General features: G+C 66.1%; 14 protein-coding genes and 1 other RNA gene. 10 read left to right on the top strand and 5 right to left on the bottom strand.

Going from position 1 to position 13,978, the window contains the following annotated elements; translation table 11 throughout:
• From ABW137_RS12500 to ABW137_RS12490, 3 genes are all read left to right on the top strand, one after another.
• On the top strand, positions 1 to 536 hold a 536-nt coding region (locus tag ABW137_RS12500), incomplete at its 5' end, for a maleylpyruvate isomerase family mycothiol-dependent enzyme (protein ID WP_526400311.1).
• A 78-nt stretch (positions 537 to 614) separates the two neighbouring features.
• Positions 615 to 983: a transfer-messenger RNA gene (ssrA, locus tag ABW137_RS12495) on the top strand.
• 144 nt (positions 984 to 1,127) lie between these two features.
• Positions 1,128 to 1,841 (top strand): GntR family transcriptional regulator, encoded by a 714-nt coding sequence (locus tag ABW137_RS12490; protein ID WP_526400309.1) that lies wholly within the window; start codon positions 1,128 to 1,130, stop codon positions 1,839 to 1,841.
• On the opposite strand, the gene ABW137_RS12485 is transcribed toward ABW137_RS12490, so the two are convergent.
• The 3 genes from ABW137_RS12485 to ABW137_RS12475 form a co-directional block, all read right to left on the bottom strand.
• On the bottom strand, positions 1,824 to 3,056 hold the full coding sequence (locus ABW137_RS12485) for an alpha-hydroxy acid oxidase (RefSeq protein WP_526400307.1): 1,233 nt from the start codon (positions 3,054 to 3,056) through the stop codon (positions 1,824 to 1,826). The genes ABW137_RS12490 and ABW137_RS12485 overlap by 18 nt on opposite strands.
• Complete coding sequence (locus ABW137_RS12480) at positions 3,053 to 3,913, bottom strand: fumarylacetoacetate hydrolase family protein (protein ID WP_526400305.1); 861 nt, start codon at positions 3,911 to 3,913, stop codon at positions 3,053 to 3,055. Before ABW137_RS12480 ends, ABW137_RS12485 begins: the two co-directional genes overlap by 4 nt.
• A gap of 64 nt (positions 3,914 to 3,977) precedes the next feature.
• Positions 3,978 to 5,357, bottom strand: a complete 1,380-nt coding sequence (locus tag ABW137_RS12475; RefSeq protein WP_526400303.1) for an MFS transporter — start codon at positions 5,355 to 5,357, stop codon at positions 3,978 to 3,980.
• A 143-nt stretch (positions 5,358 to 5,500) separates the two neighbouring features.
• On the opposite strand from ABW137_RS12475, the gene ABW137_RS12470 reads away from it, so the two are divergent.
• The 4 genes from ABW137_RS12470 to ABW137_RS12455 all read left to right on the top strand — a co-directional run bounded on the left by ABW137_RS12470 (position 5,501) and on the right by ABW137_RS12455 (position 8,958).
• Positions 5,501 to 6,265: an acetoacetate decarboxylase family protein gene (locus ABW137_RS12470; RefSeq protein WP_526400301.1), complete on the top strand. Its 765-nt coding sequence runs from the start codon at positions 5,501 to 5,503 to the stop codon at positions 6,263 to 6,265.
• A 20-nt stretch (positions 6,266 to 6,285) separates the two neighbouring features.
• The gene (locus ABW137_RS12465) at positions 6,286 to 7,083 is read left to right on the top strand and encodes an SDR family NAD(P)-dependent oxidoreductase (RefSeq protein WP_526400299.1); all 798 of its coding nucleotides are present in this window, start codon (positions 6,286 to 6,288) and stop codon (positions 7,081 to 7,083) included.
• Positions 7,080 to 7,826 carry an SDR family NAD(P)-dependent oxidoreductase gene (locus ABW137_RS12460; protein WP_526400297.1) on the top strand — a complete coding sequence of 249 codons (747 nt, stop codon included), beginning with the start codon at positions 7,080 to 7,082 and terminating at the stop codon, positions 7,824 to 7,826. Before ABW137_RS12465 ends, ABW137_RS12460 begins: the two co-directional genes overlap by 4 nt.
• A 208-nt stretch (positions 7,827 to 8,034) precedes the next feature.
• A complete protein-coding gene (locus tag ABW137_RS12455) occupies positions 8,035 to 8,958 on the top strand; it encodes an AraC family transcriptional regulator (protein WP_526400295.1) in 924 nt (307 codons plus the stop codon).
• Between the two features lie 56 nt (positions 8,959 to 9,014).
• Here ABW137_RS12455 and ABW137_RS12450 read toward each other — a convergent pair whose 3' ends face one another.
• Together ABW137_RS12450 and ABW137_RS12445 are read right to left on the bottom strand one after the other, a co-directional pair.
• Positions 9,015 to 10,049: a carbon-nitrogen hydrolase family protein gene (locus tag ABW137_RS12450; RefSeq protein ID WP_526400293.1), complete on the bottom strand. Its 1,035-nt coding sequence runs from the start codon at positions 10,047 to 10,049 to the stop codon at positions 9,015 to 9,017.
• Between the two features lie 223 nt (positions 10,050 to 10,272).
• Positions 10,273 to 10,905: a TetR/AcrR family transcriptional regulator gene (locus ABW137_RS12445; protein ID WP_526400291.1), complete on the bottom strand. Its 633-nt coding sequence runs from the start codon at positions 10,903 to 10,905 to the stop codon at positions 10,273 to 10,275.
• Positions 10,906 to 10,990: 85 nt separating this feature from the next.
• Between ABW137_RS12445 and ABW137_RS12440 the strand changes: the two genes are divergently transcribed.
• The 3 genes from ABW137_RS12440 to ABW137_RS12430 form a co-directional block, all read left to right on the top strand.
• The gene (locus ABW137_RS12440) at positions 10,991 to 11,959 is read left to right on the top strand and encodes an NADP-dependent oxidoreductase (protein WP_526400289.1); all 969 of its coding nucleotides are present in this window, start codon (positions 10,991 to 10,993) and stop codon (positions 11,957 to 11,959) included.
• Between the two features lie 168 nt (positions 11,960 to 12,127).
• Positions 12,128 to 13,093, top strand: coding sequence for a LacI family DNA-binding transcriptional regulator (locus ABW137_RS12435; protein ID WP_526400287.1), 966 nt, complete (start codon positions 12,128 to 12,130; stop codon positions 13,091 to 13,093).
• Between the two features lie 98 nt (positions 13,094 to 13,191).
• Positions 13,192 to 13,978, top strand: a 787-nt coding sequence (locus tag ABW137_RS12430; protein ID WP_526400285.1) for a fatty acid desaturase, incomplete at its 3' end; no start/stop codon positions are given.

The following is a 13,978-nucleotide window of genomic DNA, read 5'->3' as shown; positions in this document are numbered from 1 at the left end:
CCCCGGACCTGCTCGAGCGGTTCCGTGGCGTCACGGCGGGCCGTCGCGAGACGCTGACCGCGATGAGCGACGACGAGTGGACGACGGTCACCACCACGCCCGCTGGGCTCGACAAGTACGGCCGGTTCATGCGGATCCGCATCTTCGACTGCTGGATGCACGAGCAGGACATCCGTGAGGCGGTGGCGCGCCCGTCGTCGGACGCCGAACTCGAGGCGTCGGCCTCGGGACTGGCGCTCGACGAGATGGCGGCGAGCCTGGGATTCGTGGTCGGCAAGCTGGGGAAGGCGCCCGACGGCTCCCGGGTCGCCATCGAGCTGACGGGGCCGCTGGCCCGCACCTTCCGGGTGGAGGTCGACGGTCGCGCCAAGGTGGTCGACGCCTTCGCGGGCGACCCGACCACGACCATCCGTCTCGACGGTCGGCAGTTCACCCGGATGTGCGGCGGCCGGCCGGGGGCGACGGCGGACGTCGAGGTCGACGGAGATGCCGAGCTGGGGCGGCGGATCGTCGACAATCTGGCGTATGTGATCTGACGCGCAGCGATAATCGCTGGCCGTTGTCGCCGACGTGAGTAGAATCGACCTTCCTGCCGACGTTCGGCGGGGGTGCGAGGGGCTGAACGGTTTCGACTTCGCGCATCGAATCAAGGGAAGCGTGCCGGTGCAGGCAAATGACCACCGTAAGCGTCGTTGCAACCAATTAAGCGCCGATTCCAATCAGCGCGACTACGCCCTCGCTGCCTAAGCGATAGCTAGTCCGTCAGACCGGGAGAGCCCTCGACCCGGACCCTGGCGTCATCTAGAGGGACAAACCCATACGTCCGGTCGCGGGACGTACGGGGACATCAAACAGCGACTGGGATCGTCATCTCGGCTTGTTCGCGTGACTGAGAGATCCGAGTAGAGGCATAGCGGACTGCGCACGGAGAAGCCTCGAGGGAATGCCGTAGGACCCGGGTTCGATTCCCGGCAGCTCCACCGATAACACCAGGTAGGACCCCCCGAAATGGGGGGTCCTACTTTTTTCGGCACCCCTTGCGTGTCCCTAGATCGGCGTCGCGGCGACGATGGGTGGGCACCGGTATGCTGAATGCAACACACAGTCGGGTGAAGGGATGCGGGAAGGTGACGCTGGAACCGGTGCCACGACCAGTGCCGCTCAGCGACCAGGCCTATGACCAACTGCGGTCGAGCATCCTCGACGGCGACTTCCCTGCAGGCCAGCGAATGAGCGTCGTCTCGATGTCCCAGCAGTTGCAGATGAGCCGTAGCCCGGTCCGATCGGCAGTCGAACGTCTCGTCACCGAAGGCCTGCTGATGGTGACGCCGATGGGTATCGAACTCGCCCAAGTCGGTCACGGCGACCTGATCGACGGCCTGCAGGTGCGCTCGCGGCTCGAGGGCTTGGCCGCCCACCTGGCGACCGAGCGCTTGTCGACGGCGGAGTTGGATCGGCTCCGCGAGAACATGGGCCGCTTCGAGGCAGCGGTGCACAGGGCGGACACCGTCACGGCTCGTCGGCTCGACCTGGAGTTCCACAGCGTCATCCGGGACAACTGTGGTAACCGCCTGCTGATCGAGAATCTCCGCCGGGTACAGGCGCGGGTCATCGTCGCGACCTACGTGACCGCGTGGGTCGCCGCGCACGAGGCGGCGATCGCCGAACATGCCGCGATCCTCGCCGCACTGGACGCCTCCGACCCGGTCGCGGCGGAACGCGCCGCGATCGACCACTTGGAACGTCTCATCGTCCGGGTGAGCGACTATTTTGCGGCCGCCGACCGCGCCCAGGTCGAGGTAGTCGGGGTCAGCGGAGGTACGTCAACCGCTGGGACGTAGTCGGGCCCGATCGTCGCGCAGACGGTCCACGGTCGGGGCCCCGGTCAACTGCATCGTGCGGCGAAACTCCGTGGTCAGGATGTCAAGGGCGCGGGTGACGCCGCGTTCGCCCCCTGCCATCAGGCCATAGAGATAGGGGCGACCGATCATGACTGCGTCGGCGCCAAGTCCGATCGCAGCGGCGACGTCGGCGCCACTACGGAAACCACCGTCGACCAGGATGCGCGCGTCGGACCCAAGCGCACTGCGGATGGCGGGTAACTGCTCGACTGGAACGGGCGCCCGATCCAGTTGGCGGCCACCGTGGTTGCTGAGCACTACTCCGTCAGCACCGGCTTCGATGACCCGCGCCGCATCGTCGACGTGTTGGATGCCCTTGACCAGCAGTGTCCGGTCCCACTCGCGACGAAGGTTGGCCACGTCGGCCAGGGTCGCCGAGGGGTCGAACATCTTGTTGGCCAGCTGCTCCACCGTGCCGTTCCAGGACGATAGCGAGGCAAAGCTCAGCGGCTCGGTGGTGAGGAAGTTGAACCACCAGTGCGGCCGAATGGCGCCGTCCAACAAGGTCCTTGGCGTCAACGTCGGGGGGATGGTCATTCCGTTGTAGACGTCGCGCAACCGTGACCCGGCGACGGGGGTGTCGACCGTGACGACGAGAGCGGTGCAGCCCGCCGCGCGGGCCCGCTCGATGAGGCCCCGGCTGGCCTCGCGATCACGCCAGAGGTAGAGCTGAAACCAGAGTTCGGCGCCCGGCGCCGCTTCGGCGACCTCTTCGATGGCCCGCGTGCCCATGGTCGAGAGCGTGTAGGTGAGGCCGGCCTTCTGCGCCGCGCGGGCGACGGCCAGTTCACCTTCGTGATGCATCATGCGGGTGAATCCGGTCGGAGCGAGCACCAGCGGCAACGCGGAGCGACGTCCGAAGAGTTCGATGGTGGTGTCCACGTCGCCGACGTCGTTGAGCACGCGCGGACCGAACTCCACGCGATCCAGCGCTGCCCTCGAACGCCGCATGGAGATCTCCTGCTCGGCTCCACCGTCGGTGTAGTCGAACACGGCACGCGGCGTGCGCCGGCGCGCGATCCTCCGCAGGTCCGAGATCGTCATGGCCCGACCAAGACGGCGGTCGGTCGCGCTGCCCGCAAAGCCGCGCATCCGCAGCAGGGGGGCGAGTTCGGCGGGACGCGGGATCCGCCGGGCGGTGCGGCGGGGCGTCATACGCCTACTCCCGTCACGCAACGATGCGTCATGGTTCCGACGCCGGTGATGGTCGTGGTCACGACCTGTCCTGGTCGCAGGTAGCGCGGAGGTGTCTGGCCGAGCCCGACCCCGTCCGGCGTGCCGGTGAATATCAAGTCTCCCGGGTAGAGCCGGCACACCCTGGAGTACAGCGAGATCAGGCGAGACACCGAGTGAATGAGTTGTGAGGTGCGGCCCTCTTGCACCACCCGGCCATCGATCGCGCAGACCAGGTGCAGATCGTCGGGATCCGCGAACTCGTCGAGGGTGACGAGTTCAGGACCGATGGGACCGAAGCCGGGAAAGGACTTGCCGAGCGAGAACTGCGGGGGAGTCCCGATCATCTGAACGGCGCGGTCGGAGAAGTCCTGTCCTACGGTCAGCCCGGCGACGTGACTCCATGCGTCGGCTTCACTCACGCGGTGCGCGGTGCGGCCTATCACTGCAACGAGCTCCACCTCCCAATCCACGCTGTCACCGGTCAACAACAACTCCCCGGTGGGACCCGCGATGCTGCTGGCGAATTTGGTGAAGGTCAGCGGGATCTCGTCGGATCCGGCGAGATCGGTCTCCGCGGCATGGGCGGCGTAGTTCAGGCCGACCGCGAAGATCTGTCGGGGCCGGGGGACCGGCGCATCGAGCACCGCCTCGGCGACGGGAACACCGACCAATCCCGGTGTGGGTGTGGCTTGGGGGGCCCACCGTACGACGTCGTCCCAGCGCTCGAGCAACGTTTGCGGATCAGATGGAAGGGTGCCGCCGCTCAAGTGCTGTACGTCGTAGTAATGGTCTCCGATTCTTAGGTGGGAGCGGTCGTCGATCGTTGCCAGTCTCATTGCGTCAGTGCCTTCTCGTGGGGAGCGTGCGATCAGGGAGCGGGTTCTCGCCGCTCCGCAGCGGTCAATGTCCTTCGGTGGTGATGACCACGCCGGATGGCTTGGGTGTGCCGGTCGCTTCGGCACTGATCTCGCGCAACGGCTGATTGGCGGTCTCGGTCATGGCGAATCCGGTGATCGCGGACACGATGCCGCCCGCGACGACGAGCAGCGCAGGCGATGCGACGTTGCCGGTGGCGCTGATGAGGGCGGTCGCGATCAGCGGTGCCGTTCCCCCGAGCAAGGTCACCGGGATGTTGAGGCTCAGCGAGGCCCCGGTGTATCGGAACGTGGTTGGGAAGACCTCGGCGATGCCGGCCAAGGCGACCGCGCTGATCGGCGCGAAGCACAACCCCATGACGCAGAGGGCGATGGTCGCGATGACGATGTCACCGGACCCGAGTGCGACGAACGCGGGATAGGTGACGACGGCTACTGCGACCGCCCCGGCGATGATCAGCGGTCGCCGACCGATCTTGTCGCCGAGATGGGCGAAGAACGGCAGCAGCGCACAGTAGAAGATCAGACTCACGAGGTTCGCGCCCTGGGCCTGCGCAGGCGGGTAGTCCAGTGCTGAGCGCAGATACGTCGGTGAGTAGATGAAGTAGATGTAGATGCAGTAGCTCGGGGTGGCGATCATGCCCATTCCGAGCAGCAGGGCCCGCCACTCGCGGCGGATGCTGCCCCAGAGTGGTGCCTTCTCGTTCTCGAGTTGCTGTCGGACGGCCTTGAAGTGCGGGGTCTCTTCGAGCCGCAGTCGCATGTAGAGGCCGACGAAGCCAAGGGGCAGACCGGCCAGGAACGGGATCCGCCACCCCCAGGACTGCAACGCCTCGGGGGCCATCGTCGCCGTCAGCACACTTGCCGCGGCGGCCCCGACCAGAAGCGCCATGCCGATCGTGAACGTCTGCCATCCCGTGTAGTAGGCGCGACGGTTGGTCGGCGCGGACTCGGCGATGAATGCCAACGCTCCGCCGTACTCGCCGCCTACGGAGATGCCCTGCAGCAGGCGCGCAGCGGTGAGGATGATCGGTGCCGCCACGCCGATCGACTGATAGGTGGGCAGCAGGCCGATCACGGTGGTGCAGGTCGCGATCAGCAGGATGGCCACGGTCAGAGGGGTTCGGCGGCCGAAGCGGTCGCCGATGTGCCCGAAGATGAGGGCCCCGAGCGGCCGCGCGGCATAGCTGACCGCGAAGGCCGCGAACGTGAGCAGGAGGCTCGCGGTCGGGTCTTGGGCGGGGAAGAAGAGCGCCGCGATGGTGGTCGCGAAGTAGCCGTATACGACGAAGTCGTAGTACTCGATGAAGTTGCCTATGCAGGCGGCGACGACGGCTCGCCGCGCAGGGGCCTTGACGGCGGTGTCCGCGCCAGGAGGTGCGGGAGGGACGGCTGGCTGGCCCATGCTGGAGCCTCTCTTCGACGAATGGCGGTTATCTGCATCCTGCATGCAGGATGTGACCTAGTCAACTCTCACGCCTCGCTGTTGACTCACCTGTATGCTGCATGCAGAGTGAAGGTTCACACCGCCAAAGGAGGCTCGACGACGTGTTCGGTTCGTTCGACATGCACCCCGGGGGTGGGGTCAATCCTCGCCACTCGCCCGCCTATCCATTGGAGTGGTCCACCGAAATCCACACGCTGGAGGTGATCACTCAGGTCGACACGGACAAGCTGCAACCGCTGCTGGCCGATACCGGGTTCGAGCTCGTCAACGATCGGGTCGCCTTCCGGTTCATGCTCTCGCCGGGTCATACCCTGTCGTTGCACCGCGGCCGCATGTTCGACCTGATGGTGACCGTGGCAGTGCGGTACCGCGATCTCTTCACCCAAACCCACGTGTACATGTACTGCAGCGACCCGATGGGTATCGCCGCAGGACGCGAGCTCTTCGGCTATACGAAGAAGGACTGCGACTTCGAGTTCCACGAAGCCTCTGATGGCAGGGTCACCGGATCGGTCACCCGCCGTACCATCCCGCTGGCTTCCTTCGCGTTCACGCCGGACCCGACCGCCCCTCTGGTGTTGCTTACCGACGACGCCGAACAACCCGCGGGCGAGCTACACGTCCGCCGCTTGCCCGACCCAAGCGGTGTCGGCGTCTCCTACGCCGATGTGGTTTACCGGCGCACCCCCGTCGACTATTCCGAGCCCGTCCGCGGACGCGTCGACATGCAGCTGTTGGCCTCGACCTTCGACCCGTTGACCGAGATGCAGCCCACGATCCTGGGGGCGCACTTCATGACCACACCGGTCTACGGCGGCGGATTCGCCGTCGAAGATCGTCGAATGATCGAACGCCGGATCCCCTAGTGCCACAACAGGTCCCACCGATGTCCGTCGACGTCGACCGCGGCGAGACCGTCGCCGTCGTCACCGGCGGGGGAGGGGACATCGGTGCCGCGATCTGTCGTCGCCTCGCCGACGACGGATGGACCGTTTCGGTTTGCGACCAAGATCTATCTGCGGCCGAGTCAGTGACCGACGGCATCGTTCGGGCGGGCGGGCGGGCGCACGCGCGTCGCCTGGACGTCACCGATCGCGTCGAGATGGAGGCGACGCTGGGCTCGATCGCCGACCGGTTTGGCGGCATCGGCGCCCTGGTCAACAACGTCGGAATCGTCGGCGCGGTCGCGCCGCTGGTCGACTATCCAGCGGACTCCTTCGACGAAACCATGAGAATCAACGTGCACGGTGTCTTCCTTGGATTGCGCACCGTGCTGCCGATCATGATCGCGGCCGGTGCCGGTGCGGTGGTCAACACGGCATCCACCTCGGCGATCCGCGGTCGGGCACATCTCGCCGGTTACGTCGCCAGCAAGCACGCCGTGCTCGGGCTCACGAAGGTCGCCGCGCTCGAGGTGGTTGGGACCGGCGTGAGAGTGAATGCCGTGCTGCCCGGCCCAATCGAGTCGCGCTTGATCCGCGCCGTCAATGCTGGCGTCGGCCGTCTGAACGCCGTCTCCGACGCCGACACCGACACCGACGCCGAGGTCCGCCGCGGCGTCCAAGGCGTCGCCTACGGCACCGTCGACGACGTCGCCGCCACGGTGTCCTACCTCACCTCGCCGGATTCCCGGCATCTCAACGGTGCAAGCATCGTCGTCGACGGCGGAAGCACGATCGCATGACCCCCGCGCACCCGCCCAAGGTCGCGATCGTCACCGGCGGCGCCTCTGGGATCGGTGCCGCCATCGCCGAGCGCCTCGCCAGGGACGGGCTGACCGTCGTCGCCGCCGACCTGAATGCCGAAACCACCACGTTGCCGAACGCGGCGGGCGTGCACCCCTACCGACTCGACGTCACCGACGTGGCGGCCGTCGACGATCTGATCTCGGCGGTGCAACACAGCCACGGTCGGCTGGAGTGCGTCGTGCACTCGGCAGGTATCGGGCGGGTGGCACCGTTCTTGGACACCTCGCTCGAATTGTTCGACCTCGTCGTCAAGACCAACCTGTACGGCACCTTCGTCATCGGCAAGGCGGCCGCTCAGGCGATGGCGTCGTCCGGCGGCGGGGTGATCGTCAACATCGGCAGCGTGTCGGGGCTGCGGGGCAATGCGGGCCGCGCGGCCTACGGCGCGTCGAAAGGTGCGATCATCACGCTAAGCCAGGTCATGGCCGTAGAACTGGCTGACCGTGGTGTGCGCGTCAACGTCATCGCGCCGGGGCCCATCGAGACGCCGCTGGCAACGGCACAACACTCTGACGCGGTGCGTGAGGCCTGGGCGACCAACACGCCGATGCGCCGTTACGGTCACCCGCGCGACATCGCAGCAGCCGCCGCCTACCTGTGTTCGGACGACGCCGCGTTCGTCACCGGTAGCGTCCTCGTCGTCGACGGTGGCTTTGCCGCAGGCGGGATTCTCGCCTGAACGGGCGCGCCCGGTCTGGCAGCGATGATGCAGCCCCGACGCAGTCCCCCGGATGCCGAACTAGCCTGTGCACCATGACGCAGGTCGTAAACGGCGTCCGAAGCAGGATCCACCCATGTCGCGGAGGGGGATGTACCGGATGGCCACTGCCGTGAGCACATCGCACGACGGGAACCTCGCGGTATCCCGCGCACCGGGGACATGAGCCATGTCCGTCATCAACATTGCATCGAAGGATGAATGGGCCGCGGCGATCGCATCTCAGATCGTCAGCCTCGGAGTGCAGAGCGTATCGGCCGACTTCGCGGCGACAATCGATCGCCGCGATCTCCACGACGACTTCCGGATCACCCGGATAGCCTCAGGACAGGCCTCGATTCAACGCTCTGCCGCCAACATCACCTCCGCGGACGACGGTTTCGCGATCTTTCACCTGAATTATCGAGGCGCGGGCTACATCTCCCAGCATGGTCGAACCTGCAAATTGGACGGTCTTTCGGCAGCCCTCTATACAACGGATAAACCATCGCAGTTCAGGTTCGTGTCGAGAAACGACGGTGTTCTCGTCCAGATGCCACGGGATCTGTTGCCGGTCGCGAGCTCCGAGCTCCGCCACGTGCTGGTGCGACCCGTCGGCCACGACCCACTCCTTCGAGTTCTCCTGGCCTTCCTGGAATCGTCGCACCAAGACCTGCCCGGTATGGAGCCGACCCACAAGGCTCTGGTTTCGACGACACTGCTCGATTTGATCGCCGGAATCCTGCGGGTCAACAAGGCCCAGTCACGTGGCCACGAGTACCAACTGCTGGTCAGGGTGCAGGACTACGTCGAACGGCATTTCGCCGATCCCAGTCTGAACGTGCCCGCGCTGGCCCACCATTTCAACGTGTCCACCAGATCGATCTACGGCACTTTCGCAAAAGTGGGTCTGCGCCCCGCCGAACACATCCGCGCCGTTCGCCTGAGGCGCGCCAGGAAGCTCGTCGAAAATACCGACATACCAATGGATTCCGTCTCCAGCGCATGCGGATTTGGCGATCTCTCGACCTTCGTTCGTGCCTTCAAGCGGGCGCACTCCGTATCGCCGACCGCATGGCGCATCGCACATCAGTCTCGGCAGGGCCGAGTCTGACGCGCCGGGCGTCGTGGTAGCGGCACATGGTCAGCAGATCCGTCCTGGCGCAATCGCTAGCGCCGCGACCCGTCGGATTCCAGCCGATGAGGCGCCTCGTCGTTCCCGATGTCGGCGGTTTCGACAACCGGCGGCACTGCGGCGGGCCGATCCTCCCTGTGATAGTTCACCGCTTGGCGCTTGGTGGTGTCGATCGTAAAACCAAAGATGTCCGGTCGGCTGTAATGACCGGCCGGATCCAGCAGGTAGTTCGCGATCTCAATCATCCCCATCGGCAGGTCCGCATAGACGATTCCCTCGGCGTGGGGGGCCAGGGGCTCCGTCAACCGCGTGGCGTCGGGCGCGAAGATCTGCGCTGCGCCGCCACCGACGAACTCTGGAACCTGCACGCCGAAGCGATTGAAGGACGCGCGCCCCGCATCTGAAAGAGTCTGGCTCGCAACCAGAACGAACGTTCCCGACTCCAGAGCGTACGTCCGATTGACCGCCGTGACGGTCTCGGTCGAGCACATGTTCGCCCCGAAGAAGTCGAGAACCGGCCACGACGCGATATGGATCTGCTCGCCTGCGCCAATCATCGCCATCCTGTTGAACGGCTGGAGATGCTCGAAGCACATCAGCGCACCGACTCGTCCGAGCGGCGTGTCGACGACTTGCAGATCGCTGCCGTCGCCTTGGCCGTACAGCGCACGCTCTCGATGAGTCGGCCGTAGCTTGCGTCGCGCGATTTGAGTCGTCCCGGTGCTCGAGATGAGCGTCTGCGACATGTAGATCGAACGACCGTCGCGTTCTGCGAAGCCGAGTCCCACGACGATGTCGTTCGCGGCTGCCGCCCGCCGGATGGCCCCGAGTTCGGGACCATCGATGGCGACGGCGTTCATTCGATACTCAGTCACCAGAGGAATTTCCTCCGATCCGGCGAACATCACGAACGCGGGATAGCCCGGTATCCAGACCTCGGGGAACGCGACGATGTCAGCACCACCCCGCGCTGCTTCCTCGATCAGCGCGATGGTCTTCTCCGTCGTGCCGGCGGCGTCGAACCACACCGGCTCCGCCTGGACCGCGGCGGCACGCACGATGTCGGGCATGTGACCTCTTTCCTGTGACGGGTCGGTATGCACAGGGACAGTAGGGCTGACCTCTGGCCCGTGGCGGGCGTTTTGTGCACGGCATGGTGGCAGTTTCTGCGACAAGACCGGGTGCCCGGTCGCACTCGGCCATGATCGTGCGAGAGTCATCACCCGGTCAGAAGCCCAACGGCGTTTCGCCGCAATCGTTTACGGACTGTTGGCACATCGCGATCGCCTGCGCTCAACGCGACGTCGGCGCGACTCCGACGGGGTGGAGGGGAGGTGGCTTCGGCCCTAGGAGCGGGCCAGCGCTGCTACAGCGCAGCCCGTCGAAGATCACCCCGAGATAGCGCTGCCAGAGGCCCGGGGGAGGGTCGCTGAAGTACTCGACGACGTGGTTGGGCGCGCACGACAGGAGCATCACGTCGGCTCCAGTGACGTCGGGGCGGATCGACCCGCCTCGTTGGGCGCGGTGGACCAGCGCGTCGACGGTTGCGAGGAGACGTGTGTATGTCTCAGCGACTGCAGCATTGGTTGCGGTGGCCCGGATGAGGAACGAGACATCGCGCTGCCGTCGCTGATCGGCGATCACCGACAGGAAGTCGAACAATGCACCGTCTGGGTCTGAAGCATTCAGCAGACGCTGACCCTCGGCGTCGACGGCGTCGAGGTGGTCGCACACGATCGAGGCGATGAGGTCGTCCTTGGTCGCGAAGTGCCGGAACAGGGTCCCCTTCCCTACGCCGGCGCGGACGGCGATGTCCGTTGCCGATGCATCGAGGCCCTTGTCGGCGAACTCCCGCTCCGCGGCGGCAAGCAACAGTTCACGATTGCGCGCGGCGTCGGCTCGGACCGGCCGATCGGTCGGGGTCATGGCGACAGTGTAGCCAAGTTGACCGGCCGGTCCGGTTATGCCATCCTGGGCAAACGGACCGAGGGGTCCGGTTAGGGAGGTGGGCATGCGGGCGCTGGTGGCGACGAACTACGGTCCGCCTGAGGAACTCTCGATTGGCCAACTCCCCATACCCCGACCTGGTCCGGCCCAGGTCCTCGTCCGCGTCGCTGCCGCGACGGTCAATGCCACCGATATTCGGGTCATCACCGATGGCCTGTACGGGACGGTGGCATTGACGTTTCCTTACACACTTGGCAACGACTTCGCCGGCACGATCGTCGAGATTGGCTCCGGCGTAACGGGTTACCGCATCGGTGACGAAGTCTTCGGGCAGGCGCTTCCGCGCCAACTACGTGCGATCGTGACCGCACCCCACCCATCGTTGAGCACAGGCGCACTTGCGGAATACGCAGTGTTCGAGGCGGACACGCCCCTACTGGCCCACCGGCCGCCGTCGGTAACGACCGTTGACGCGGCGGCGCTGGCAATTGGAGGAATGACGGCATACGCGGCTATCACGGTCGCCGCCATCTCCGCTGGCGAGACGGCTCTGGTGATAGGCGCAACCGGTGGGGTGGGCACCATGGCCATCCCACTGCTTGCCAAGGCTGGTGTGCGGGTGGTCGCCACTGCGGGGACTGACCGGGGGCATCGAGTCCTTCGCGAGCTAGGAGCCACCCAGGTCATTGGGCACGACGTCGAGCTTTACCCGCGGAACGTCGACGTAGTCTTCAACTTCCACCTGAGCGCGGACGACATGCGCCCCGCCGCAGCCGCACTCCGACCTGGTGGACGATTGGTGTCGATCATCTATCCGCTGCCGACGTCGGAACAATTGGCCCGCGACGACGTGGAATTCCACTTCATCGATTGGAACGCTGACTATGGCGGCATGTCTGCGGTCGCCGACGCCGCCGAACGCGGCGAGCTCACCGCGACTGTCGACCGCGTCTACCCGCTCGATCAGGCGGTGCAAGCCGTGACCGACTACGCCCGACGCGGCAAGGTCGGTCACCTCGTCGTCGTCATGTGAGCACCGGGTCTAGATCCTCCGTCACGTCCCGTTCGGGGCGCATAGACCGCTCTAGTCGACGTGGCCGGTGGTCCGTAGGATCTTGGTTCGATCTGGTTGCGGATGACGGGGGTGCCGGTGGACGCGGGAGATTCACCTCCGCTGCGAAAGCGCGCAACACTTGCGGACGTGGCCGCGGCGGCCGGGGTCTCGCGCGCTCTGGTGTCCATCGTCATCCGCGATGCGCCCGGTGCGAGCGCCGCCACCCGGGAGCGCGTGATGAAGGCGGCAGCCGATCTCGGCTACCGACCCGACGTGCGAGCCCGGCTGCTGGCAAGGAGTCAATCACGCTTGATCGGAACGGTTTTCGGCATGGCGGGAACCTTCCACTTCGACGTCCTCGACGGGCTGTATACGGCCGCAGAGGAGCGTGGCTACGAGCTGATCCTCAGCGCGCTGACGCAGAGTCGCGGCGAGGAGCGGGCGGTGCAGAGCCTGCAGGACTTCCGCTTCGACGCGCTGATCATGATTGGCCCCGACATCGAGAAGCCGATGCTGGCGGGAAAGGTTCCCCTGGTCCTCGTCGGATGGCACGTCGACGATCCGGCGGTGGACTCCGTGCGGACCTCGGACGCGGAGGGGATGCGGCTGGCGGTCGATCACCTCGTCGAACGCGGTCACCGTCGCATCGTGCACGTCGACGGCGGTGACGGCACCATCTCCGCGTCTCGCCGTGACGAGTTCGTTCGCGCGATGGACGCGCATGGGCTGCGCGCGGACGCCAGGGTGCTCACCGGGGGCCTTACGCGGCTGGAGGGGTACACCGCGGCACGCACGATGCTGGACGGCCCACGCCTGCCGACAGCGGTCGTCGGCTTCAACGACGAGGTTGCGCTGTCCGTTCTCGAGGCGTTCTTGCACGCGGGACACCGAGTGCCGCAGGATGTTTCGGTGATCGGCTGGGATGACTCGTTGGCGTCTCGGCTGCCGCACGTGAGCCTCACCACGGTGAGCCAGGACCCGTCGCAGATCGCCAGGTTGGCCGTCGACCGGGCGATCGCGCGGATCGAGGGCACGCCCGTGGGGGTGCGCGACGTCGTGTTGGAGCCCACCCTGATGGTGCGAGCCACCAGCGGGCCAGCTCGCCAAGGCTAGGTCGGAGACTCGACCGTTGACACTCCCCGGGACGTCTTCTAGTCTCGGACTAGAGCGCTCTAGTAATGTGCATCACAGATTGAGTGAGGGTGAATCTCATGACCAGTGAATCCCTGGCCCGTTACGACCTGACCGGCCCACGAGGCCAGCAGGCCGTCGACGAGGGGTTGTCCGGTGGGGCGTGGTTCCGATCGGCCATCCCGCGCAAGCGCATGAAGGAGCTCATGAAGCGCTCCGACGAGCACGCCACGAAGGACACCGCCATCTGGCTGGGGTCGATGGCGCTGTCGGGAGCGGTGGGTGCAGTCGCCTGGTGGAAGGGCAAGAAGTGGGCCGCGGTTCCTGCGCTCGCCGCCTACGGCGTGCTGTACGGATCGGCCTCGGACTCACGTTGGCACGAGGCCGGTCACGGGACCTTCTTCGCCACCCCGCGCAGGAACGACGTCGTCTACCAGATCGCCTCCTTCATGCAGATGCGGGATCCGACGGTTTGGCGGTGGAGCCACACCCGCCACCACACCGACACCATCGTGGTCGGACGGGATCCGGAGATCATCTCGATGCGACCGCCGGCCCTCGGTCACATCATCGCCAACATCTTCGGCCTCTTCGATGTCCCGAGGGCCTTCAAGGAGATGTTCATCCACGCCTCCGGTCGCCTCACCGAACCGGAAGCGACCTTCGTCCCCGAGACCGAGCGACGGAAGGTGTACTGGACCGCCCGGGTGTGGCTGCTGATCTACGCCGCCACCGTTCTCGCCTGCATCGTCTCGCGCAGCATCCTGCCGGCGATGTTCGTCGGGCTGCCGCGGATGTACGGCGCCTGGCACCACATCATGACGGGCCTCACGCAGCACAGCGGTCTGGCCGAAGACGTGACGGACC

This window comes from Mycobacterium sp., assembly GCF_040509115.1.
Lineage (GTDB): Bacteria > Actinomycetota > Actinomycetes > Mycobacteriales > Mycobacteriaceae > Mycobacterium.
This window is presented reverse-complemented; position numbering and strand designations above follow the sequence as displayed.

What these genes read in the sequence shown, in the direction of transcription:
- ABW137_RS12485 (WP_526400307.1), bottom strand. Translation starts at nt 3,056, where the DNA reads ATGACGCCCCGCCGCACCGCCCGGCGGATCCCGCGTCCCGCCGAACTC.
- ABW137_RS12480 (WP_526400305.1), bottom strand. Translation starts at nt 3,913, where the DNA reads ATGAGACTGGCAACGATCGACGACCGCTCCCACCTAAGAATCGGAGAC.
- ABW137_RS12475 (WP_526400303.1), bottom strand. Translation starts at nt 5,357, where the DNA reads ATGGGCCAGCCAGCCGTCCCTCCCGCACCTCCTGGCGCGGACACCGCC.
- ABW137_RS12465 (WP_526400299.1), top strand. Translation starts at nt 6,286, where the DNA reads ATGTCCGTCGACGTCGACCGCGGCGAGACCGTCGCCGTCGTCACCGGC.
- ABW137_RS12460 (WP_526400297.1), top strand. Translation starts at nt 7,080, where the DNA reads ATGACCCCCGCGCACCCGCCCAAGGTCGCGATCGTCACCGGCGGCGCC.
- ABW137_RS12455 (WP_526400295.1), top strand. Translation starts at nt 8,035, where the DNA reads ATGTCCGTCATCAACATTGCATCGAAGGATGAATGGGCCGCGGCGATC.
- ABW137_RS12450 (WP_526400293.1), bottom strand. Translation starts at nt 10,049, where the DNA reads ATGCCCGACATCGTGCGTGCCGCCGCGGTCCAGGCGGAGCCGGTGTGG.
- ABW137_RS12445 (WP_526400291.1), bottom strand. Translation starts at nt 10,905, where the DNA reads ATGACCCCGACCGATCGGCCGGTCCGAGCCGACGCCGCGCGCAATCGT.
- ABW137_RS12440 (WP_526400289.1), top strand. Translation starts at nt 10,991, where the DNA reads ATGCGGGCGCTGGTGGCGACGAACTACGGTCCGCCTGAGGAACTCTCG.